Below are 22,305 nucleotides of genomic sequence, written 5' to 3' on the forward strand. Positions count from 1 at the left end.
GCTTCTTCCGGGCCTCGCCGGCGTCTGTTCGTCCCATCCGCTCCGTTTCGACGTCGTCCCCGTTCTCCGCCCCCTCAAGCAAGGAACCCGCGTGACCCGACTCCTCGTCACCGACCTGGACGCCACCATCGTCTTCGACCGCTCCGTCTCCCCGGCCGACCGCGAGGCCATGGCCCGCTGGCGGGCCGCCGGCAACCTCCTGGCCGTGGACACCGGCAAGTCCTCCTTCGCCACCCGCGACGTCCTGGCGCCTCTGGGCGTCGACTTCGACTACGGCGTCGTCTTCACCGGGGCGGTCCTCATCGACGGCAGCTACCAGGTCCTCTCGGCCTGCTACCTGCCCGACGGCGTCGCCCGCGACGTGGCGACCCGCACCGTCGACTTGCCAGGGGTGACCACCTACGCCACCTCCATCGAGACCGACTACATCCTGGCCGACAACAACGAGGAGATTTCCTCCATCCTCGCGGTCTTCGAGCATCTGAGCCTGGAGGAAATGGACGCCCACCGCTTCATCGGCGTGCCCCTGCGCGTCACCGACGACGCCCTGCGCGAGAGCCTCCAGGATGACCTCACCCGGTGCTGGGAGGGCGTCCTGGACTGCCACCGCAACCAGGAGTTCCTTGACCTCGTGCCCGCCGGTGCCACCAAGGGCGCGGGACTGCGCGCCCTCCTGGACGGGCCCCTGGCGGGACAGGACATCGAGGTCTGGACCATCGGCGACTCCTGGAACGACCTGGACATGCACGCCGTCGCCGACCACTCCGTCGCCCTGCCCTGGTCCCCGCCGGAGGTGACGGCTGCGTGCGAGACGACCACGGGCTCCATGGCCGAGCTCATCACCACGATCCTGGAAGGAGACCGGCATGAGTGAGAACAGTAAGACCGACGTCGGAAGAACCCTGGGAGTCCGGGTGCGCGACTGGTTCAACGGCGGGGATCCCGACGGGCGCGCCAAGCTGCGCGCCTGGGCCACCGGGGACGACGGCCGCTGGCGCGGCTACACCCACTCCATGGGCAAGTACGTCACCTGGCTCATGGTCATCGCCTGCGTCCTCTACCCCTTCACTCGGGGCATCGGCTCGATCGTGGCTCTGCTCGTGGCCATCTTCCTCATGGGTGGGCGTGCCATGATCGAGCGGCAGGTGCGCCGTGACGTCTCCGACCTGGAGGAGGCCAAGCGCCAGTGGGGGCTCACCCGCAACCCCGAGTACCTGCGGTTCATGACCCTGCGCGCCGAGGGGCTGCTCGAGGACAACAAGATCCTCACCCCCGACTCGCGCAGCCTCCTGCAGGGCTACGCCCAGTGGGCCCACGAGCGCCTGGAGCGCGAGGACAAGAAGCAGTCCAAGAAGGCTCGTAAGGCGGAGAAGAAGGCCCGGCGGGAGAGTACGGTCCAAGACGCTGACGAGTCCGCTGACGCTGCGGCGAAGAATGAGGAGAATAAGGCTGCTGACGGCTCCTAGCGATTCCGGGCGACTCCTGGGCGGCTCGTAGGCAGCCCGCGAGCCGCTCTGAGCAGCTGGAGACCGGCAGAACCTGAACGGAAAGGACTCCCATGCCACGCAGGCTCATCTCCACCGACCTGGACGGCACCATCGTCTTCAATGGGACAATCTCGCTGCGTGACCGCGAGGCCATGGCCCGGTGGCGGGCGGCCGGCAACCTCCTGGTCATCAACACCGGCAGGTCGGTCTCGGCGCTGGAGCACGTCGTGGTGCCAATGGGCCTAGAGTTCGACAACGCCATCCTCTACACGGGCGCCGCCATCGTGGACGCGGACATCCGGGTGCAGTGCTCCACGGCGCTGCCGGCCGGCGTCGTCGAGGACATTCTTGACTTCGTCGAAGGGGCGCCGGGCGTCACCGTCTTCACCACCGGGCTGGACGAGGACCTGCTCGTCTACGACACGATCGGCTCCGGCTCCGAGCTGCTGACCCTGTTCCGGCCGGCCACCCGGCGAGAGCTGGACGGGCGCGAGGTCATCGGGGTGCCGATGCGCTTCACCGACCCGGAGATGGCCGCGCGCACCGAGACCTACCTGCACCGGCGCTGGGAGGGGCAGGCGGTGGGCTTCCGCAACCAGGACTTCATCGACGTCGTGCCCGCCTCGGCCTCCAAGGGGGCGGGCCTCAGGCGGCTGGTGGCGGGCCTGTCTGAGCCGCCCGCCGGGGAGGCGGCCGGGGCTGCCGGAGAGGGTGCGTCCAGGGCGGGCGCGGCCAGCGGGGCCGGGGAGGCTTCGACCGGTGAGGCGAGCGAGGCGCCGGTCGGCGGCTCGGCGGGGCTCGGCGTCGGCCCGGGGACGGCGGAGCCGGTGGAGACCTGGTCCATCGGGGACTCCTGGAACGACATCTCCATGCACCAGGCTGCCGACCACTCCTACGCCCTGCCCTGGTCGCCGCCGGAGGTGGTGGCCCAGTGCGACGGCACGGTCTCCAGCCTCGCCGACCTCATCGACTCCCTCATGGGGCGACCGACCCTCTAGTCCCCACACACTTCGACCGAATTCTCAAAAAAGACGCGGCTCCGGGTCGTTTCTGAAGATTCGGTCGAAGTGTTGCGGTGGTGCGGCGTTGGTGCGCTGATGCGCCGAGGCGCGGGGCGGGAGCGGGCGGCGCGGGCTATGCTCGCCGGCATGCGTCTGCTCGCCACGGATCTCGACGGCACCCTCGTCTTCCACCACGTCGTCGGGCAGGCCGACGCCGAGGCCCTCGTGCGCTGGCGGGCGGCCGGCAACCTCCTGGTGCTGGCCACGGGGCGCTCGGTGCGGCTGGTGCAGCACGCCGTCGAGGTGGCCCGGGCCTCGACGTCCATCGGCCTGGACTACGACTACGCCGTGTGTGCCACGGGCACGACCGTCATCGACGCCGCCGGTCAGGTGCACTGCACCCGGATGCTTGAGGCCGACCAGGTGCGGGCGGTCGTGCGGGCGATCGGCGACGTCGTCCAGGCCCCTGTCTCCGTGTTCGCCTCGACCCTTGAGCGCGACTACGTGCTGGACGACCCGATCGGCCTGTCCACTGACCAGCGCACGCCGCCGGACCGCTTCACCGCGGCGCCTCTGTCGCAGGTCGCGGGCCTGGGGGTGACCTCGATGCCGCTGCACATCCCCGACTTTCGGGCTGCTGCGGCGCTGGCCCGAGGCCTGGAGGAGACGGTGGACGGCATCAGCTGCACCCGCTCGACCGGTTTCGTGGACGTCACGGCTGCAGGCGAGTCCAAGGGGACGGGCCTGGGCCGGCTCGCTGAGCTCCTGGCCGAGCAGGGCGTGGAGGTCAGTGAGATGGCCGCCGTGGGCGACTCCTGGAATGACATCTCGATGTTCGAGCGGGCCGACGTCCCCTGTGCGATCGGTGGCGCCCCGGACGAGGTCGTCGAGGCCGCTGGCGGGCGCACCACCCCGAGCGTGGCCGCCTTCATCGACGCCCTGCTGGCTCAGCGCCCCCCACACTTCGACAGAAACTTCAAAAAAGACGCGGCTCCGGGTCGATTCTGAAGATTCGGTCGAAGTGATGGCGGTAGGAAGGGGCCCGCGGGGCGTGCCTCTCAGGCCTGGGCGTAGCGGTAGACGTTGGTCTCCCGCAGCTCGAAGCCGGCGCGGCGGTAGAGGCGGTTGGCGGCCTCGCGCGTGGGGCGGGAGGTGAGGTCCACGGTGCGCGCGCCCAGCTTCCCGGCGTGCTCGACGGCGGCCTCCACGAGGGCCTGCCCGGCACCCTGGCCGCGGGCCTCACCGTCGACGACGACGTCCTCCACCCAGGCGCGCAGGCCCGTGGGGATCGTGAAGGTCGCCAGGGTGAGCATGCCCAGGATCGGTGCGCTCTGGCCGGCCTCGGCCTCGGGGCGGAAGACGAAGAGGAAGACCCCCTCCTGAGCGATGAGGGCCTCGCACTGCTCGGCGGTCAGTGCCGGGGCGCTGCGGGAGAGCTGCGGGATGAGGCGCTCCATGGCCTCGACGATCTCCGGGCTGGAGGTGGTGACGAGCTCGACGGTCATGAGGAGTTCTCCTGCTGGTTGAAAAGAGGTGGCGGGCCGAGACGGGCTGGTCCCGCACCGGCTTCCTGTCAGCCCTGGAGCCTACCGCCTGGAAGCGCTCCGGGCGGCGAGACGTCCCACCGACCGGAAGAATCTGGCGGTGTGCCTCGACCGGTGAGGTGGAGCGTCCGGATTGTGAGGGCGCCTGGGCTGGTGGGATGCCCAGGTCGACTGCTGGCGGGCCCGGTCAGGCCGAGCCGCCGATCGTCTTGACCGTGGGATCCATGACGACGGCCTCCAGCAGGGCGGTTCCGCTGGTCAGGTCCCGCAGCCGCAGCACGTAGGGGTGGTCCACCGTGAATGTGATCGGCTTGGTCTGCGGCCCCGGTGCCGCCATGGCTTCCCCCGCGGCCTCACTCAGAGCGGCCGCGACCGTGCCCTCCTCATCCAGGATGAGACGCACCTGCTGGACCACCTGGGTCAGTTCGAGCTTGGGCGCTATCCGGTCCAGGCCCACGGTCTTGAGCCCCTGATCCTTGAGGAAGTCGAGGAGATCCTTGGGCTCGGAGGTGAGGTCCAGCTTGGGCAGGGACAGCGCCACCTCTTTGGTTTGCGCCTTGTCCAGGGCCTTGGAGGCTTCCGCCCACGTCCCGGCATCCATGGCGCTCGGGAGGGTACCGGCGTCGGGAAGGACGACGTCGAGAGCGAGGTTGGAGTCCTTGCCGTCCTCGCCGCTGGCGTAGGCCAGGCGCACTGCTGCCCAGCCCTTCCCGGTGGCGTGGGGGATGGAGTGCGTGCTGTGCATGAGGTCGGCCTTGACGGTCTTGCCCCCGGCGAGTGTGAAGTCCTCCTGGTGGGTGCTCTCGGCCGAGAAGGGGTTGTCCCACTGGGCCGCGAAGAGCAGCGCGTTCTGCACCACCAGGCGGGTGTCCTCGGTGACCTTGATGCCGCTGTTCGGGATGAGCCCGGCCGTGTTGCGCGAGGCCCAGGCGTCAAGGTTCTCCTTCATGGAGCTCACGCCGACCTGCTCAATCTCGGCGGAGAACCAGCGCAGCACCGCATCGAGGTAGCTCTGCTTGACCTTGAAGTCCTTCTCGTCAGCGATGAGGACATGGTTGGCCAGGTGAACGAGCGGCTTGTCCGGAATCGTGTCCGGGTCGAAACCCTTGAGGTCGCCGTCGTAGCGGCTCAGGGAGTTCTGGATGGCCGACCAGGCCCGGTCGCGGTCCTCACCCGAGAGCCCCAGGAGCGCGTCATAGCCCTGGCTGGAGGCGTCCGTGGCGCCGTCGGCCAGGATCGCCAGGGTCAGGGCGAGGCTGAGCGGGGAGGCCATCGCCGTCGTCGATGAGTCCTCCTTGAGGTAGTGGGTCAGGAGCTTGCTCCCGAGCTGGTCACAGGCGGTGGCGGCCTTGGCAGCCTCGGAGGTGACGTCGGAGAGACTGACCTTCTCCCGGGTGACTTTGGAGGTCAGCTGCGTGCCCGACGCCAGGGAGCAGCCACCCAGCAGCGCCACTGCTGCGGGAACCAGGGCGCCCAGTGCCAGCACCTGGCGGCGGGCCAGGCCGCAGTGCTTGGAGGCGGACAGTCTCACGGAGTCAGGCGGGATCATGACGCCAGATTAGGGAGCCCACCCTGCCCTGTCAGGGCCTTGGCGCGCTTCCGTCGTGGGGAGTCATCCCCGGCTGCCCGCCGGCGGGACCGCTGCGACCCCATCGCCCTCGACCACTCGATCGGCAGAAAACGGCCCCATCGCGCCGTGACCGCGGTGACGCGTTCTTCCTGCGGGATCGGCTGCCTCGAAGGCCGGCCAAGAGTAGGCTTCCGACCAAGGTCCCACAACGCCCCGCAGGCCCCGCAGCTCCGACGCCGCGCGCCTGCGCCGCCCCAGGAAGGTCACTCATGGTCGAGTCCGCAGCTCACGTCGAGCACGTCTTCGCCGCCGACGAGCTCTTCTTCTCCACCACGGACTCCCACGGGCGCATCCGCCGCGCCAACTCCACCTTCATGCGCCTGTCCGGCTACCCGCGCGGCGCCCTGGTGGGGCGGGCCCACAACGTCGTGCGGCACGCGGACATGCCCGCCGGCCTGTTCCGCTCCATCTGGGACGCCATCGAGGAGGGCCGCGCCGCCAGCGCCTACATCACCAACCGCTCCTCCGACGACGGTCACTACCGCGTCTTCGCCACCATCGTGCCCTCCGGCTCCGGCTACCTTTCCGTGCGCACCCTGCCGATGCTCACTGACCTGCGCGACGACATCGAGGCCGCCTACGCCCGGGTCCGCGACGTCGAGGATGCCTCCGCCGCGGCCGGCTCCACCCGCCGGGAGGTGGCCGCCGCGGGGCAGGCCGCCCTCCAGGCCGAGCTGCAGGCCCTGGGCTACGCCGACGCCATCGACTTCACCCGCCGGGTACTGGTCGCCGAGGTCGGCGAGCTGCTCGCCCACGGCGTCGGCATCCCCGACAGCCCGCAGACTGAGGGCCCCGTGGCCCGCATCCTGGGTGCCATGGGCCGGATCGAGGCCGAGACCGCCGGGCTGGTCGGCATCCTCCAGGAGGGCCAGCGGCTCGCCGACCTCCTGGGCAAACGGGCCGGCGAGATCGAGGCCCTCTCGACCCGCCTGGGCACCCTGCGCGAGGCCATGCGCGCCGTCGGCACCGACGTCGAGGTCCTGGGCCACGGTGAGCAGGCCGACGACGTCGCCGCGCGCTGCCAGCAGGTCGACGCCCTGGTCCTGGAGTGCTCCGAGCAGCTCCACCCGCTGAGCAGCCAGATCGAGGCGCTGCGCGGCGACCTGGACTCGGTGAGCTTCCGCATCGCCCTGGCCCGCCTGCACAACCTGGCCGCCGGGCTCTTCGCCCTGCAGATTCTCCAGGGTCAGGACGAGGTTGACGCCAACGACGCCGTCGGCAGCCTCAGCGAGCTGTGCTCGGCGCTGAGCGACGGCGCCGACAACCTGACCCAGCGCGTCGGCCTGCTCGACGCGCGCCGCGAGCTGGTGGGTGGCGAGCTGGATGTCGTGGCCGAGGACCTCGGCGTCATCCAGGGCCCGATCCTGGAGGTTCTCGAGGCGGCTGCGGCCGCCGGCGCCGGGCAGGCCGATTCCGTGACCACCGCCCGCACTCTGGCCGAGCAGGGCTTCGGTGAGGCCCGGGACCTGGCCGACCTGGCCGTGCGCCTGCGCGACCTCGAGGTCCCCTTTGAGGCCGAGGCCATCAACAGCGCCCTGGCCGACGTTCGCGCCGCCCTGGCCGAGCTCGGCTAGCCGGCCGCTGCGCCCGCGAGAGCACGATGAGCCGTCCGCGGGATCGTAGGGTAGGTCGCGCGATCGTACCCTTTACCCCTCGACTGAGAGGCATAAGGTACGACCGCGCGGGGGAAGGTGCTGGCGGTCATCTCCACAGGTCTTCTACAGGGCGCGCGGCGTGGGCGATGGTCGCCGGGAAGAGACTCAGGATCCGGGCGCGCAGTACGTCGAGGTGGGTGAAGTCGGCCCAGATGAAGCGCTCGATGCGCCAGCCCATGCGAGTCAGGGCGTCCTGGCGCTGCTTCTCCTGCCACAGGTCCTCGGGGGTCTTGTACTTGATCCGTCCGTCGAACTCCGCCAGTACTCGGTACTCCGGCCAGGCCTCATCGGGGAAGTAGAGGCGGGAGCGGTGGACGTCCGTGATCGCCATCTGAATTCTCGGAGCCGGTAGACCCAGGGCGCGCACCAACCAGTGCAGCAGCGACTCGCCTGGTGATTCGGTGAAGGCCGAGGCCATGGCAACGACGGCACGTGCACGCCGTGCCCCGGCACGTCGGCCCTGCGCCGTGACGGCGGCTTGGAGCTGATGCCGGGCAGCCTCGACTCGGCGGCTCGACTGGGAGTACTGGTATCGCGACGGACGGGCGATAGCGCGGAGCGCCGACTCGACCACGCACACCGAGTCGTGGGCGGGAAGGTCGAAGGCGCAGTCGACCGTGGTGCGCATCAAGGTGCTCACAGGCAGGCCCGAGACGGTGGTGATGTCCTTCCGCGGCAGCGTCAGGTGTCGTCGGCGCAGGTACGTGAGGCGTCGTGCCCCAGGTGGGAGGGGAAGCTTCTGGTGAGGATGGTGCGGACTTGAGGGGACGACGACGCTGACATCCGGCTCACGCTCCCGCAGCCACAGACCGTGAACGAGTGCGGCGGACTCGTGGCTCAGACAGCGCGCGGACTGGACCTGCAGACAGGCGGCGGCGCAGCGGGCCAGGCTGAGGCGCTTGTCGGCCTCCCACCGGGGGAGGTCCTGTGCGCCGATGTCCGCGTAGATGCCGCGAAGGATCCTGACGGGGTTGCGCATGGTGGCCGGTGGGCCGGCGGACGCGACAACGGGTGGTAGCTGAGGCGGTTCGGGATAGGGCTCCATGCGTCAAGCGTGATATGTGGGCAGATGAGGTGGCCACCGCAGCATCTGAGCCTTGTGGATGCAGCAGGGAACGACAGTGCTGTGGCCACGGAGTGACGGCGTCGTGCCGGCTGTTCGGTTCGTAGGGTAGATCGCGCGGTCGTACCCTTTACCCCTCGACTGAGAGGCATAAGGTACGACCGCGGCGGGTCGGGATTCTCGCGACAGCACTGGGAGAGCCCCGCAGCCCCTAATTCGCGCCACGTCCTAGTCCCGTACCAGCTCTACGAGCACCTCGGCGTGCTCGGTGTGCGGGAACATATCGAACAGGCGCGAGCGCACCACCCGCATCGAGGGCAGGTGCGCCAGGTCCGCCGCCAGCGTGCGCGGGTTGCAGGAGGAGTAGAGCACCCGCTCCACGCCGGAGGCCTCGATCCGAGTGGCCAGCTGCTCCCCGATTCCGCGCCGGGGCGGGTTGACCACGAGCAGATCCGGGCGTCGCGCCCCGGCGGCTGGGTCCAGAACGCGGGCGTCACCGGCTTCGAAACGCACCAGGGCCGGGTCCAGGCCCATGAGGTCGGCCGCCGCACGCGCCCCGTCAATGGCCGACGCCGAGACCTCCACACCCAGCACCCGACGGCCGGGCGCCGCCAGGGCCAGGGCGAAGCCGCCGACGCCGCAGAACAGGTCCCACACCCGGGCCGGCTCGGCCTCCTCGGCCCAGGCGCGGGCGGTGGCGTAGAGCGCCTCGGCCACGGCCGTGTTGGTCTGGAAGAAGGAACGGGTGGGCAGGTAGAGGGGCAGCTCGACGCTCTCGGCGCGCCGGCCTGCCTGGCCGCCCAGCTCCGGTGACGGCAGGCTCAGGCGCATGAGGAGGCGGTCCTCCTCGGTCAGGACGATCTCCTCGGGCCCCTCGATGACGGCCTGGTGGACGCTCTGGATGTTGATGGCGGCCACCGCTAGTTGGGGCAGGCGCCGGTGCAGGTCCGGCACGGCGGCGCGCAGCCGCTCCAGGTAGCGGCGGGAGCGCAGGACGAAGCGCACCATGAGGTCATCGTCGGGCGAGGCGGTCACCAGGACGTACTTGAGTTCGCCGCGGCGCGAGGGCACGTCGTAGGGGTGCAGGCCCAGGTCGGTGATGAGGTCGGCCAGCACCGGCAGGGCCTCCTCGATGGCGGGCACGTGCAGTGGGCAGGTGCGCAGGTCGACGCCGCGCCCGGCGCCATCGAGGATCCCCAGGGTGGGGTGTGCGGCGGTCCCGGCCACCGCCATCTTCGCCTTGTTGCGGAAGCCGGTGGGGGCGCTCGCCGCTGGCGCCTGCCACAGGTCGGCCGGGATGTGCTCGGCCAGGAGGGCGGCGACACGGGACTGCTTGGCGGCCAGCTGGTCGGGTATCGGCAGGGACAGGTGGGGGCAGGAGCGGCAGGTGCCGGCGTCGTGGAGGGCGCAGGACGTCGCGTCTGCTGCGGTCACCGACATGTCCCCTCCCGGTGGTGCGCTCGTGGCCGGCCGTGGGTGGGGCCGCGACAGGCGCGGCCGGGCCCCGGACGGCTGCGGGCGATGAGTGGAGCCGCTTGTCGGACTCGAACCGACGACCTGCTGTTTACAAGACAGCTGCTCTACCAACTGAGCTAAAGCGGCGCGCGGCCGGCCAGGCGGCCGCAGGTGCGTGGGACAGTCTGACACAGACCGCCCCGGGGCGGGAAACCGGGGGAGACGGTACTGCGTCCGTCGCCGCCCGGGCCTGTGAGTGCCGGGAGGAGCCTGTGCGGGGCCACGCCGCCCCTGGGGCGGGCTCCAGCGCGGGATCAGCCTTGCTGAGTCGGCTGAGGGCTGGGCTGCGCCGTCGGCGTGGAGCCGGTAACGAGCTCGGTCAAGGAGGTCGGAGTCTGGAGCTTGTTCAGGTCGACCTTCTCACCCTTGAAGAAGACGGTGGGGGTGCCCTCCAGCTCCCGGGCCTTGAAGGCCTCGTCGCCGAGCTTGACCCACTTGCCGTACTTGTCGGCGTCGACGGCGGACTTGAACTTGGCGGAGACCTCCTTAGGGACGTTCACCTTGGTGGCGGCGGCCACCAGGCCCTCCACCGTCATGTTGCTCTGGTTCTTGGTCTGAATGGCCTGGGAGAAGATCTCGAAGGCCGCGTTGTGGAAGCTCAGGGACTGGGCCGGGGCCTCATCGAGCACCACGCCCATCGCGTTCATGACGACGCTGGTCCACTCCTGCTGGAGGAGCTTGCAGGGGTGGAGGGCCAGGGTGATCTTCTTGTCGCTCAGGAGCTGGTTGATCTCCTGGGTGTGGAGGCCCTCGAACTGGGCGCAGTGAGAGCAGGAGTAGTCGAAGTAGATGTCGAGGACGGGCGCCGAGGCGGCGACGGTGTCGAGAGCAGCGCCCTCGCCGTAGGTCCAGGAGGCGTCGGAGAGAACCTGCTTGGGGATGCCGCCCTGGTTCGCCTTCGCGGTGGCCAGGCCCTCGCTCGGTGCGGGGAACTTCGAGCTCTTGGGGTTCTTCTTGGCGTCGACGCCGAGGTAGACCAGATAGCCGAGCCCTCCGACCACGCTCGCGCCCGCAGCCCCGATGAAGCTGCGGCGGGCAATGGTGTTGCGGCGCGCGCGACGGGCCTCGGCCTCGCGCAGCTCCTTGGCCTTGAGGCGCGCGGCCTCACGGCGCTGGGCCTTGGTCTGGCGGGGCTGGTTACTGGACACGCGGTGCTCCTTGTGATGCGGTGACGAGCGGACGACCAAAAAGACGAATGGTCAATGAGTGACTGCTGTCGTGACGACATTCTGCCCGACGATCCTGGAGGAAACCACGCCTGGTGTCTGCCGGTGGCGGATTGTGACGCATCGGTCGTCATTGTCCCGGTGCGTGCAGCCGGGGTCGGGCAGAATCAGGGGAAATCAGACCGAGCGGTCCGAGAAGGACCGGGTGGGGGGATCATGACCATGATGGATGGACCGATGGACGGACCTATGGGCGGCCAGATGGAGGAGCAGATGGTCCTGCTCCAGAACATGTCGACTGACTGGGGAAACTGGATGCAGTCCGTGGGTGCCCAGGAGGTCATGGTAGAGGTCGAGGGGGTGGGGACTCGCGCCGCCGTGACGAGTCGCGTGCTCAGACCCCGCGGCCTTCTGCGCCGCGCCCAGTGGGCCAAGAACGAGATGCCCGTTGAGCTGGTCCGCGACGCCGTACGCCTGCGGGTGCTCATGGCCCACCCCCGTGGTGGAACCTGGACCTGGGCGCTGCTGTCCATGAAGAGCAGCGAGGGATACAAGCTCATCTCCGACTTCGACTACGACCGCGAGCCGGTCCTCGACCCGCCCTACACGGCGGAGGACTGTGCCAAGGAGCTGGAGGTCTTCCCCCGCGACCCCGGTGCGATCCCCGACTGGATGAAGATCGGGGTCTGAAGGCAGAAGAACTGGCTCGGAGGGATGCAGCAGGGGCAAAAGGTTCGCGGCTGCATCAAGACGTGTAAAAGCGAGAGGTAGGGGACGAGTTGATGTCAATCGTGTCTGGAGCTGACGACATTTCTGTTTTCTCGAAGTTCCAGGACCTTGTTCGTGGTTGGTTGCCTGAAACTGGTGCCGCAAGAGTTGATATCGAGTACAACGTCATTGCCTTGACTGGTGATGTTATGACCTGGATTATGGTTGATGGCGAGCGAAAGTCGGTCCATCTGCCGAGTGATCTAAGTTTCACAATGTACGATATTCGTCCGGCTCAGGCGGATCCTCATCGGGGTGCGTGGTTGTGGTCGCATTTTTGGATGGAGGCTGCTGAGGGGGTGCTGCATCAGGAGTGCGACTGGATGCGTGAGCCAGCGATTGATGATGATGAGCCAGTGATGGATGGAGATGCTGCTCTTGAGCTGGACTACTATCCGCGGGATCCGCAGTGGATTCCGGAATGGATGGCAACCAAGGCTGCGGCGCATCAGAAGGTGAGGGAAGCTCGGGAACGCCGTCGCCAGCGAGACCGTGAGCGGCGGGCTAAGAAGAAGGCTGAGGCTGCCCAGGTTGAGGGCAATGGTGCTGATGAGCCTGATTCGGGTAGGGCTGGCCGCTCTGGCGATGAGTGAGCGGGGAGCTGCGTGAGTGAGATGTGGGAGCCCGAGGCCGTTGCTTCCTGGGGTGGCTACTACACCATGCTGGAGGAGGTGAACCAGACGCGTGTCGGGAAGGAGTCGAACTCGTGCCTGCTACTCGAGCGAAAGTTCGCAGCCAAACCAGAGAAATACAACAATCTCGTGATGGAATTCAAGTATTCGAATCCAGTAGACCCCGCCAAAATGACCAATAGTGAGAGAGTGCCGACTAGATTTGAAGCAACTTGGACCGACGCTAACGGAATCCCTGACCGCAAACGCTTTGAAAATACTCCTAGATAATGAAATGAGGAGACCGTGGAAACCCAAAGTGTTGAAGCAGTGAAGCTGCTTTCACGTATCGAAAAATCTTTACGGGAGTTGATTGATGAGGCCGGGGGTAGTCGTGTTGACTTGGAGTCAAACTCAATCGCGCTCGCCGGGAGAGAACTATGTTGGGTAACAGTTGACGATCAGCGTTCTCTCGTACGTCATTCTAGTGCTCTCAGTTTCGATGTGGGTGATCTCCGTCGGGTTCAGGCGGATCTGCATCGGGGTGCGTGGTTGTGGTCGCATTTTTGGATGGAGGCTGCTGAGGGGGTGTTGCATCAGGAGGCGGACTGGATGCGTGAGCCGGTCATTAGTGCACGGCCGATTGGTGGTGCGGATGCGGTTGTTGAACTGGAACGTTATCCGCGGGATCCGGAGTGGATGGCAGCCAAGATAGCGGCGTATCACGAGGAGGAGGCCCGGGAGCACCACGAGGTCGCTACTGAGGCTGCCCGGGCTGAAGGCAATGGCGATGATGAGCCGAGTTCGGGTAGAGTCGGTCGCTCTGATATTGAGTGAGCAGGGAGTTACGTGAGCGAGATGCGGGAGCCCGAGGCTGTAGCGTCCTCTGGTGGTTACTACACGATGCAGGAATCGGCGCCGGAGGTCGATCCCGCCAGACGATCCGTGCCGGGTCCCGTGACAGGCTACGGGACCTTCCCTGCGCCTGGGGCTCCGGGTGCGTCGGCCCCCGGGATGGTACCTGTGCCGATGATGGCTCCGGTACCCGTCAAGGTACGTGCTCCATCTGGTGCTGAGGCGTGGGGTGCGGGGCTGTTCGGGCTGCTGGTGTTTCTGCCGGGGGTCAACGTGCTACTGGCTGCGATCGCGATGATCGTGATCGGCCTGTGGAACAAGAAGGACCTGCGTGAACCGGCGCGGACGAATCGCCGCCTGGCGGCGAGCTGGGGGCTGACGCTGCTGCTGGTGGAGCTGGCTCTGGTAGCGATCCAGATTGCCGTGTTCAGCATCGCGGGTCGCTACCTGGATTCGGTGCCTTTCAACCCGTGGGGCGCCCCGCTCATCATGGCGCTGGCCATGGTCGGGGTCCACGTGCTGGTGTGCGTCATCCAAGTGATCCGGGCCTACCGCGGCACGACCCTCCGCTTCGGAGGCTTCCCCTTCTTCCGCTGAACGGGCCCGCTCTGGAGCCGGCATTGATCCAGCGCCGCCAGACACCGGAGGCGGAAGCCGTCGGACACCACGCGTCCGCCGCCGGAGCGGCATCTCAGTTCCCGTACGGGGTCAAATTCGGAATCGGCATCAGCCCGGCAAAGGACAGAATCAATATCACGGCCCCAATGCCCAGCATGGCCACGACCAGGTTCCTTCTACCGTTGTCACTGGAGATGAAGGAATTGAGGATATGTGCGCCACCGCGTCGAGTCGCCGTACCCCACGGCACCAGCCACAGGACCAGAAGGTGTAGGGCGACCTCCAAGAAAAAGATGGTGTAGATGCGGACGGGCAGCGGGATCGATCCAAAAGCCACGGAGTCTTTCTCCCCGAAATCTGACCAGAAAATGGTCCTCAGGAAGAGGAACGACGTTCCCGCAGCCAGAAGAAAAGCGAAGCCGGCAGATATCGCCGAACGCACCAGGTACCACGGGGTCATCGCCCACATGCGGGAGTTGTCCGACGGCGAGGTGCCGCCCCGCTGGAGGCGGTTCCACCGCCGAGCGTCCTGGGCCCGGCCCACAGTGCCAGCCACTGCTGACAGAATCGCCCCAATGATCGCCATCCATGCCGGTCTGAACATCCCGATCGAGGACAGCATGAACAACAGGGCCAGCATCGCCATCGGGTGACGCGTCGGCTCCTTCGCCCACTGGGGCAGCTCCCCTGGACGTCTGGGGGAGCCGAACCGGCGCACCTGTGCCCCGGGGGCGCCGGCTGCCATCGGTCCTGTCATCGCTCCCGCCGACGGCGCGGCCGTCGGAGCAGCGACGGCCTGGGAGTAGCCGGGCTGATACGCCGTCGGATGCTGGCCGGAGTAGGGGAACATCGGCACCTGCCCCGACAGCGCCGGCCGCGGGTACGCCCCTGAGGAGGCTGCAGGCGCAGGAGCGCCCACGCCGTACTGCATCGACTGCGCTCCCCGTGAGGGCATGGCCGAACTGTTCTGGTACCACTGGCGCGGCGGGATGGCCGGTGGGGGCTGGGTGGAAGCGCCGGAGGGAGCCGACGGCGCCGAGTAACCGTATCCGCCCTCCGCACCGGAAGCTGCGGAGACGGGACTGCCGTATGAGGCCGGGGACGCCGAGGTCGCACTGCGAGCATCGCGAGGCGAGCCCGGGGTCGAGCCGTAGCCAGGAACGAAAGTGCTGGTGGTCCGCTCCAGCTCACTGGACTCCGGCTCCTCGTCCTCGGGCCCCAGGAGCCGGTCGACCGCCTCCTGCCCGGTCCCGCCCTCGGCGATCTCATCGAGCACCTCCAGCAGGCCGTCCGGGCCCAGACGGTTCTCCGCCTCAGGGGCGAGAGCCGCTGTGAACGCCCGCGCCAGCGCCGGGTTCTCCTCCTCCAGGTTGCCCAGCTCCGGTGTGCCCGCGTAGACGCGCCGGAAGACCACCTGCCAGGCGCCCGAACCGAAGGGCGCCAGTCCGGTGACGGTGAACAGGAGCACGCCCGCGCAGGCGTACCAGTCGACGTCGGCATTCGGCTCCCCGCCGTCGAGCATCTCCGGGGGGATGAACCCCGGCGTACCCGTGACCTGGCCGGTCTGCGTGAGCCGGACGTCGTCGGCCACCTGGGCGATACCGAAGTCGATGAGAACCGGCCCCTGTGCGCCGAGCATGACGTTGGAGGGCTTGAGGTCGCGGTGGATAACGCCGGCGGCGTGCACCGCGCGCAGGGAGTCGACCAGCCCGTGGGCCAGGTCGGCCAGGTCGCGGGCGTCAGTGGTCAGGTCGTAGACGCCCTCGTGCTCCACCTCGTGCTGCAGGGTGGGGCCCTCGATGAGCTCGGTGATGACGAAAGTGATGCCCTGGGAGCCGTCCCCGGTCTCGATGTCCAGGATGCGCGCCACGCGCGTGTCCCTCACCCGGGCCAGGACGCTGGCCTCCCGGTCCAGACGGCGCCGAGCGGTGGGGTCCGCGGCGATCTGCGGGTGGAGGATCTTCATGGCCACATGGCGCCCACCCTCATCGGTGGCCTCCCAGACCACGCCCATGCCTCCGGCGCCCAGGCGACGCAGAAGTCGGTATCCCCCCACTGAGGTGCCGGCGCGCAGCTTGCTCAAGGTGACCGGCTCGCCCGGGTGCGCGTCGAAGTTCTGCGTCATGGCCCCCACAGTACCGGGCCGGATTCGCTCGTGGGCGCCCCGACGCTGTGGGGCTCTTCGCCCGACTGTGGGCCATGTCGCGGGAGTAAAGCCAGTGATAGAGCCGCATTGTGGGTATCGGGTCGGGCGGTGTCCGACGACGGGGATGGGGAGGTCTCCACCGGCCGCCATCGCCGTCGAGGACCGCCCTGACTGATTGCTGAGAATCTCTGGTCAAAGTGGGGAACCTGTGTCAAGATGAGCCCGTCCGCGGTCGAACGGCTGACCGCGGCACGTGTCAATGCGGACACGCATCGGCACCTTTCACGACGGATCGTCCGGCACGTACCTGCCGGTGAAGGGATAGCACTACTCATGGCAACTGTGACTTTCGAGAACGCCACACGTATTTACCCGGGCAATGACCGCCCCAGTGTTGACGCTCTCAACCTCGAGATCGCCGATGGCGAGTTCCTCGTGCTCGTTGGCCCCTCCGGCTGCGGTAAGTCCACCTCCCTGCGCATGCTTGCGGGCCTGGAGGACGTCAACGCCGGTCGCATCCTCATCGGTGACCGCGACGTCACCGACGTTCAGCCCAAGGACCGTGACATCGCCATGGTCTTCCAGAACTACGCGCTCTACCCGCACATGACCGTGCACGACAACATGGGCTTCGCCCTCAAGATCGCCGGCACCCCCAAGGCCGAGATCGACAAGCGCGTGCGCGAGGCCGCCAAGATCCTCGGCCTGACCGAGTACCTGGACCGCAAGCCCAAGGCCCTCTCCGGTGGTCAGCGTCAGCGTGTGGCCATGGGCCGCGCCATCGTGCGTAAGCCCAAGGTCTTCCTCATGGACGAGCCGCTGTCCAACCTGGACGCCAAGCTCCGTGTGCAGACCCGCACCCAGATCGCCTCGCTCCAGCGCTCGCTGGGCGTCACCACGGTCTACGTCACCCACGACCAGACCGAGGCCCTCACCATGGGTGACCGCATCGCGGTCCTCAAGGACGGCGTGCTCCAGCAGGTCGGCACCCCGCGCGAGATGTACGACCACCCCGCCAACGAGTTCGTCGCCGGCTTCATCGGCTCGCCGGCCATGAACCTGGGGCAGTTCACGGTCAAGGGGGACGTCGCCACCGTCGGCGCCGCCAAGATCCAGCTGTCCAAGGCGACCCTGGACGCCATCACCCCCGAGGACGGCGGCAAGGTGACCATCGGGTTCCGCCCCGAGTCGCTCGACGTCGTCTCCGCCCAGGACGAGCACTCCATCCCGGTGCGCCTGTCCTTCGTGGAGGAGCTGGGCTCCGACGCCTACATCTACGGTGAGCTCGTCGGCGCCGAGGAGTCCGAGGCCAAGCTCGGCTCCGGTGAGGACTCCAGCCAGATCATCGTGCGCGTGCCTCCGCGTACCGCCCCCGAGCCGGGTGAGACCGTCTACGTGCGGATCCGCCCCGGTCAGGAGCACATCTTCTCCGCCTCCACCGGCAAGCGCCTGCCCGCCTGAGGATGCTGAGCACGACGGCGCCGTTCCCCTTCCCGGGGGCGGCGCCGTCGTCGCGCTCACCGCGAGGGCAGGTGGTCCACGCCGCCCGGCGGAGGAGTTCAGCGGCCGGCACTGTCAGAAGTGTGGTCGGCGGCTCATGTCTTGGAAAGCAAATTGGGTTCTGGCCTGAAAGAATGACCCTATGTCCCAGTCCATGAAGATCACGGCGGCGACCATTGATCCGGCGCTGCTCGACCTCCCCTGGGAGACGCCGCTTGAGGAGTGGCCCACCGAGGTCCTCGCCGCGCTGCCCCGTGGTCTGTCCCGCCACATCGTGCGCTTCGTCAACCTCTCCGAGCGCGTCATCGCGGTCAAGGAGATCGGCGAGTCCGTGGCCCACCGCGAGTACGAGCTCCTGCGCGACCTGCTGCGCCTGGGGGCGCCCTGCGTGCATCCGACGGCGGTTATCACCGGCCGCACCAGCGTCACCGGTGAGGAGCTCAACTCGGTGCTCGTCACTGAGCATCTGTCCTACTCCCTGCCCTACCGGGCGCTGTTCAGCCAGTACATGCGGCCTGAGACCGCCACCCGACTCATCGACGCGCTCGCCGTGCTGCTGGTGCGCCTGCACCTGCTGGGCTTCTACTGGGGGGACGTGTCCCTGTCCAACACGCTCTTCCGCCGCGACGCCGGGGCCTTCGCCGCCTATCTGGTGGACGCGGAGACCGGGGAGCTGTACCCCGAGGGGCTCACGGACGGCAAGCGCCTCTACGACATCGACGTGGCCCGCACCAACATCATCGGCGAGCTCATGGACCTCCAGGCCGGCGCCCTGCTGGAGCCGACCGTGGACACCATTGAGGTGGGGGACCGGATCGTCAGCCGCTACACCGAGCTGTGGGACGTGCTCACCGCCAAGGAGTCCTTCTCCATGGACGAGCGCTGGCGTCTGCGCCGCCGGGTCGAGAAGCTCAACGAGATGGGCTACGACGTCGCCGAGCTCGCCATGAACACCGACTCCGACGGCAACCACATCACCATTCAGCCCAAGGTTGTCGACGCCGGCCACTACCACCGTCAGGTGATGCGACTGACCGGCCTGGACGTCCAGGAGCGTCAGGGCCAGCGCATGCTCAACGACCTGGAGGCCTATCGGGCCATCACCGGCCGCAGCGAGGACCCCATCGAGCTGGTGGCCCACTCTTGGCTGGCGGAGGTCTTCGAGCCCACCATTCACTCCGTCCCCGTCGAGATGCGCCGCAAGCTGGAGCCCGCGGAGATCTTCCACGAGATTCTCGAGCACCGCTGGTACATGTCCGAGGCCCAGGACCGCTACGTCACCACCCAGGAGGCGGTGGAGGACTATGTGGCCACGGTGCTGCCCCAGCACCGCGATGAGCGGGCCTACCTGGGGGTCGGCGACACCCAGGAGATGGAGGCGATCGTCGTCGACGACGACACCGATGAGCCGATGCCCGAGGACGACGCCGAGTTCGCCGCCCGCGACGAGCAGACCCTGGCCGACTACACTGCCAACCCCTTTGGCTTCACCGCCGGTATGAAGTTCAAGGGGGAGTAAGGCTCGCTGAGCAGACCGGGCGGTGCGTCGTCGTTCGCGCCCGGTAACGCCTGGCCGGTTGATAGTCTGGCCTCGATCAGCTGAGGCGATGAGAAGGGCCGTGACGGGGATATGAGCCAGGACGTGCCCGCATTCCAGGCCCTGCCCGGGGCCACGCCGGACAACAGCGCCTTCATCGACCTGTACTTCGACCCGTCCGTCTCACTGCCGGGAAGGAGCACCGTGTCCATCACGATCAACGGCTGGTCGATGCGCCTGTCCGCGGGCCAGTTCGTGAGGGTCTCGGTGCCGCCGGGGCCGGTGAGCGTCGTCGTTGACCACTACGCGGCCTTCCTCAGTCCCAAGCCGCGCCTTGAGTTCGTCATGCAACCCGGCCAGGTGGTCCCGGTGTTCTACCGCGCCTCGATCCTGAACGGCGACCCGGGGGCTCTGAGCATAGGAAAGCACCACGGCATGTCCCGAACCGAGAAGGGATCGCTGATCTTCGTGCTGGTGGTGCTGTTGCATATTCTCGTCGCTGGCGTGGTGCCGTTGTTGATTATCTTGAGCCGGGGGATGCCTGAGTAGCCCGCCGGTGCCCCTGCTGCTTGCGGGTGCGGCCTACGGGCGGGGACATTGCGCGCGTAGGGGTGCGGATCCTTCCCTACGGGGGCATCCTGCGCGTTCGGGGACAGGATTCCGGTCCCCGACGGCGTCGAAGGTCCCCGGCCGTAGAGAAATGTCCCCGGACGCGTGGAAGGCCCCCGGTGGGTGGTGCCAGATGTCCCCGGCGGCGTGACGCTTCTAGGCGCCAAGCTCCTCGGCGACCATGGCCATCTCCTCGTCGGCACGGCGGCGCAGCTCACGGTGACGCGTCCAGGAGGCCAGCGAGACCTCGGTGATGGCGTCCACCAGCAGGAAGGCCCCCACGGCCGCCATCCCGCCCGGGATGCTGCCGGTCGAGCGACGACGGCGCACGGCGGCCCCCACGAGGGCCCCGCCCAGACCCGCCTCGAGCAGCGCGGCACCCCGCACCGCCCACGGCTTGTCCGTCACCGTGCGCACATAGCCCTGCCAGAAGGCCGAGCCCGGGGTGGAGGGGTCAGCCAGCAGCAGGCCCACGCTGCGGCCCACCGCGTTGGACAGCCCGCGCGGCTCGTGCACGACGACGCCGGGAACCTCCACCGGCGCCAGGCGGCCGGTGAGGACCTCCAGCACCCAGTCGGGCAGGCCCAGGGCATCAAGCATGGCGGCGAATCCGTCAATGCCGGGCTTGACGATGGCGGCGGCCGCGGCCTCCAGGTCCGCGCCCGGGACGGCGTCAACGATCCCCGACGCATCGGTCAGGTCGGCCAGCAGCTCATCCACCAGGGACCTCAGGGCCGGGCCGGGCTCCTTGACCCCGCCCCACACGTAGCGTGACGTCATGCCCCAGGAGAAGACGGCGTCGTCGTCGGGGTCCCCGGTGGGGATGGCGCGGATGGACATGTCCTCGGAGTCGGAGGTCAGCACCAGGGCCGGCAGGGACTCCTCGTCCCAGCCGAAGGTGCCCAGCTCGGTGCCCTCACCGGAGTACATGACGATGCGGCGGTCCAGGCTCGGCGTCGAGGCCACCGCCAGGGGGCGCTCCAGCAGGGTGGCCTGCAGCGGCACCATGTATGCGCTCATCGGGGAGATCACCACGGTGCGGGCACTGGCCGAGCCGTGGTGGGAGATCGAGGGCAGCTCGACGTCGTCGGGCAGGGCGTTGAAGGTCGCCGGGCCCACGGCGACGTCGGCCGTGAACTGCCGGGCCAGGGACTCCACGAGCTCACTGACGCTCGGGCCGGGCACAACGCCCCCGCGCGAGGGCGGCGTCACCGCGACCCGGCCCTCGACGTCGGTCATGAGGGTCAGGCTCAGCAGGTGGGTGGTGGCCGGGAACCACTCCAGGCGCACGACCACCCCTCGCTCGGCGAAGGCGTCGGCGACCGCCTCCGGCGTCGTGCCCGGCGCGATGAGCACGCCGTCGGTGCGGTTCCAGCGCTGCGAAGCGTCCTGGGCCATGGGGACCTCCTGTGGATCGGATGCGGCCCATTGTGTCAGCAACGGGGCCGTCATGGGGAAGTGTAAACCGGGCGCATTTCCTGCCGGGGCGGCCGGAACCGTCGGATCCGGTGGATCGGCCGGCTTGACCGGCGCAGTCGGGGGACGGCCGGCCCTGAGCGGCGGGGTCAGCTGCCGGCGCCGGCGGCCCGACGCCGCAGGCGGTCGACCTCGTAGAGGCTGATACCCGTGGCCACGGCCGCGTTGAGGGACTCCACGCTGCGGCTGATCGGCACCGAGGCCAGCACGTCGCAGGTCTCGCGCACCAGGCGGGACAGGCCCGCGCCCTCCGCGCCGGTGACCAGCACCAGGGGTGAGTCGGCCAGGGTGAGGTCCTCGACGACCGTGCTGCCCGAGCCATCCAGGCCGACGACGAAGCAGCCCTCCTTCTTCAGCTGCTCCAGGGAGCGCACGAGATTCGTCTCGCGGGCCACGCGCACTCGGGCGGCGGCGCCGGCCGACACCTTCCACACGGTGGCGTTGACGCCCACCGAGCGGCGCTCGGGGATGATGACGCCGTCGGCCCCGAAGGCTCCGGCGCTGCGCAGGACCGCGCCCAGGTTGTGGGGGTCGGTCACCTGGTCCAGGGCCACGAGCAGCGGCGTGCGGCCCAGGGCGCGGGCGCGCTCCAGCAGGTCGCGGGCGGTGGTGTACTCGTAGGCGGGCACCTCGATGGCCACGCCCTGGTGGGTGGCGGAGTCGGTCAGGGCGTCCAGGTCCAGCTTGGTGGTCTCCAGCACTGGGGCGCCCAGCAGGGCGGCGCGGCGCACCACGGCGCCCAGGCGCTCGTCGGACTGGGAGGAGACCGCCATGAAGACCCGGGTGATGGGCACCGAGGCGTAGGCGGCCTCGGCCACAGCGTTACGTCCGCACAGGATCTCGTGGCCCTCGGGCACATCGAAGCGGCGCTTGATCTTCTCCAGCTGCTTGGCGCGAGTGGGCTGGGCGGCCCGGGACTCGGCGCGGGCCTTCGCCCGGGCCTTGGGGTGGCCGACGCGGTTCTCCGCGCGCGGGGTGGGGCCCTTGCCCTCCAGGCCCTTGCGGCGCTGGCCGCCCGAGCCCTTCGTGGGGCCCTTCTTCGAGCCGGGGCGGCGCTTGGCGCCGGGGTACTGCTCGTTGCCGGGCATCCGGCCTCCTGTTCGTGACGGTACGAGTTGATGCGA

General features: G+C 68.6%; 20 protein-coding genes and 1 tRNA gene. 12 read left to right on the forward strand and 9 right to left on the reverse strand.

The window, feature by feature from the left end; genetic code table 11:
• Positions 1 to 91 precede the first annotated feature (91 nt).
• From AXE84_RS05910 to AXE84_RS05925, 4 genes are all read left to right on the forward strand, one after another.
• Complete coding sequence (locus tag AXE84_RS05910; RefSeq protein WP_060957196.1) at positions 92 to 874, forward strand: HAD family hydrolase; 783 nt, start codon at positions 92 to 94, stop codon at positions 872 to 874.
• Complete coding sequence (locus AXE84_RS05915; RefSeq protein ID WP_060957197.1) at positions 867 to 1,466, forward strand: hypothetical protein; 600 nt, start codon at positions 867 to 869, stop codon at positions 1,464 to 1,466. The genes AXE84_RS05910 and AXE84_RS05915 overlap by 8 nt, the downstream gene beginning before the upstream one ends.
• 92 nt (positions 1,467 to 1,558) lie before the next feature.
• Positions 1,559 to 2,485, forward strand: a complete 927-nt coding sequence (locus AXE84_RS05920; RefSeq protein ID WP_060957198.1) for an HAD family hydrolase — start codon at positions 1,559 to 1,561, stop codon at positions 2,483 to 2,485.
• A 150-nt stretch (positions 2,486 to 2,635) separates the two neighbouring features.
• Positions 2,636 to 3,496: an HAD family hydrolase gene (locus tag AXE84_RS05925; RefSeq protein ID WP_236750188.1), complete on the forward strand. Its 861-nt coding sequence runs from the start codon at positions 2,636 to 2,638 to the stop codon at positions 3,494 to 3,496.
• Between the two features lie 50 nt (positions 3,497 to 3,546).
• Here the strand turns inward: AXE84_RS05925 and AXE84_RS05930 are convergent, their stop codons facing one another.
• Positions 3,547 to 3,993, reverse strand: a complete 447-nt coding sequence (locus AXE84_RS05930; protein ID WP_003788918.1) for a GNAT family N-acetyltransferase — start codon at positions 3,991 to 3,993, stop codon at positions 3,547 to 3,549.
• Positions 3,994 to 4,219: 226 nt separating this feature from the next.
• Complete coding sequence (locus AXE84_RS05935; protein ID WP_208854580.1) at positions 4,220 to 5,581, reverse strand: serpin family protein; 1,362 nt, start codon at positions 5,579 to 5,581, stop codon at positions 4,220 to 4,222.
• Between the two features lie 290 nt (positions 5,582 to 5,871).
• Here AXE84_RS05935 and AXE84_RS05940 point away from each other — a divergent pair, with 290 nt between their 5' ends.
• Complete coding sequence (locus AXE84_RS05940; protein WP_060957200.1) at positions 5,872 to 7,236, forward strand: PAS domain-containing protein; 1,365 nt, start codon at positions 5,872 to 5,874, stop codon at positions 7,234 to 7,236.
• 127 nt (positions 7,237 to 7,363) lie between these two features.
• Here the strand turns inward: AXE84_RS05940 and AXE84_RS05945 are convergent, their stop codons facing one another.
• The 4 genes from AXE84_RS05945 to AXE84_RS05960 all read right to left on the reverse strand — a co-directional run bounded on the left by AXE84_RS05945 (position 7,364) and on the right by AXE84_RS05960 (position 11,043).
• Positions 7,364 to 8,362 carry a hypothetical protein gene (locus AXE84_RS05945; RefSeq protein WP_236750189.1) on the reverse strand — a complete coding sequence of 333 codons (999 nt, stop codon included), beginning with the start codon at positions 8,360 to 8,362 and terminating at the stop codon, positions 7,364 to 7,366.
• Between the two features lie 246 nt (positions 8,363 to 8,608).
• Positions 8,609 to 9,814: a methyltransferase domain-containing protein gene (locus AXE84_RS05950; protein ID WP_167542043.1), complete on the reverse strand. Its 1,206-nt coding sequence runs from the start codon at positions 9,812 to 9,814 to the stop codon at positions 8,609 to 8,611.
• Between the two features lie 92 nt (positions 9,815 to 9,906).
• Positions 9,907 to 9,982 (reverse strand) — tRNA-Thr (locus tag AXE84_RS05955).
• A 167-nt stretch (positions 9,983 to 10,149) separates the two neighbouring features.
• On the reverse strand, positions 10,150 to 11,043 hold the full coding sequence (locus AXE84_RS05960; protein WP_060957203.1) for a DsbA family protein: 894 nt from the start codon (positions 11,041 to 11,043) through the stop codon (positions 10,150 to 10,152).
• A gap of 255 nt (positions 11,044 to 11,298) precedes the next feature.
• Between AXE84_RS05960 and AXE84_RS05965 the strand changes: the two genes are divergently transcribed.
• The 4 genes from AXE84_RS05965 (at position 11,299) to AXE84_RS05970 (ending at position 13,892) form a co-directional block, all read left to right on the forward strand.
• Positions 11,299 to 11,751: a hypothetical protein gene (locus tag AXE84_RS05965; protein ID WP_236750190.1), complete on the forward strand. Its 453-nt coding sequence runs from the start codon at positions 11,299 to 11,301 to the stop codon at positions 11,749 to 11,751.
• Between the two features lie 92 nt (positions 11,752 to 11,843).
• Positions 11,844 to 12,422 (forward strand): hypothetical protein, encoded by a 579-nt coding sequence (locus tag AXE84_RS13275; protein WP_236750191.1) that lies wholly within the window; start codon positions 11,844 to 11,846, stop codon positions 12,420 to 12,422.
• A gap of 324 nt (positions 12,423 to 12,746) precedes the next feature.
• A complete protein-coding gene (locus AXE84_RS13280) occupies positions 12,747 to 13,277 on the forward strand; it encodes a hypothetical protein (protein ID WP_236750192.1) in 531 nt (176 codons plus the stop codon).
• 192 nt (positions 13,278 to 13,469) lie between these two features.
• On the forward strand, positions 13,470 to 13,892 hold the full coding sequence (locus tag AXE84_RS05970) for a hypothetical protein (protein WP_060957204.1): 423 nt from the start codon (positions 13,470 to 13,472) through the stop codon (positions 13,890 to 13,892).
• Between the two features lie 94 nt (positions 13,893 to 13,986).
• On the opposite strand, the gene AXE84_RS05975 is transcribed toward AXE84_RS05970, so the two are convergent.
• Positions 13,987 to 16,038 (reverse strand): serine/threonine protein kinase, encoded by a 2,052-nt coding sequence (locus AXE84_RS05975; protein ID WP_060957205.1) that lies wholly within the window; start codon positions 16,036 to 16,038, stop codon positions 13,987 to 13,989.
• A gap of 354 nt (positions 16,039 to 16,392) precedes the next feature.
• Between AXE84_RS05975 and AXE84_RS05980 the strand changes: the two genes are divergently transcribed.
• From AXE84_RS05980 to AXE84_RS05990, 3 genes are all read left to right on the forward strand, one after another.
• Complete coding sequence (locus AXE84_RS05980; RefSeq protein WP_010613314.1) at positions 16,393 to 17,520, forward strand: ABC transporter ATP-binding protein; 1,128 nt, start codon at positions 16,393 to 16,395, stop codon at positions 17,518 to 17,520.
• A 181-nt stretch (positions 17,521 to 17,701) separates the two neighbouring features.
• Positions 17,702 to 19,078, forward strand: a complete 1,377-nt coding sequence (locus AXE84_RS05985; protein WP_060957206.1) for a DUF4032 domain-containing protein — start codon at positions 17,702 to 17,704, stop codon at positions 19,076 to 19,078.
• 111 nt (positions 19,079 to 19,189) lie between these two features.
• On the forward strand, positions 19,190 to 19,645 hold the full coding sequence (locus tag AXE84_RS05990) for a hypothetical protein (protein ID WP_060957207.1): 456 nt from the start codon (positions 19,190 to 19,192) through the stop codon (positions 19,643 to 19,645).
• Positions 19,646 to 19,861: 216 nt separating this feature from the next.
• Here AXE84_RS05990 and AXE84_RS05995 read toward each other — a convergent pair whose 3' ends face one another.
• Together AXE84_RS05995 and rlmB are read right to left on the reverse strand one after the other, a co-directional pair.
• The gene (locus AXE84_RS05995; RefSeq protein WP_060957208.1) at positions 19,862 to 21,103 is read right to left on the reverse strand and encodes a hypothetical protein; all 1,242 of its coding nucleotides are present in this window, start codon (positions 21,101 to 21,103) and stop codon (positions 19,862 to 19,864) included.
• Positions 21,104 to 21,270: 167 nt separating this feature from the next.
• A complete protein-coding gene (gene rlmB / locus AXE84_RS06000; protein ID WP_060957209.1) occupies positions 21,271 to 22,269 on the reverse strand; it encodes a 23S rRNA (guanosine(2251)-2'-O)-methyltransferase RlmB in 999 nt (332 codons plus the stop codon).
• Positions 22,270 to 22,305: the final 36 nt, after the last annotated feature.

Source organism: Actinomyces oris, from assembly GCF_001553935.1.
Lineage (GTDB): Bacteria > Actinomycetota > Actinomycetes > Actinomycetales > Actinomycetaceae > Actinomyces > Actinomyces oris_A.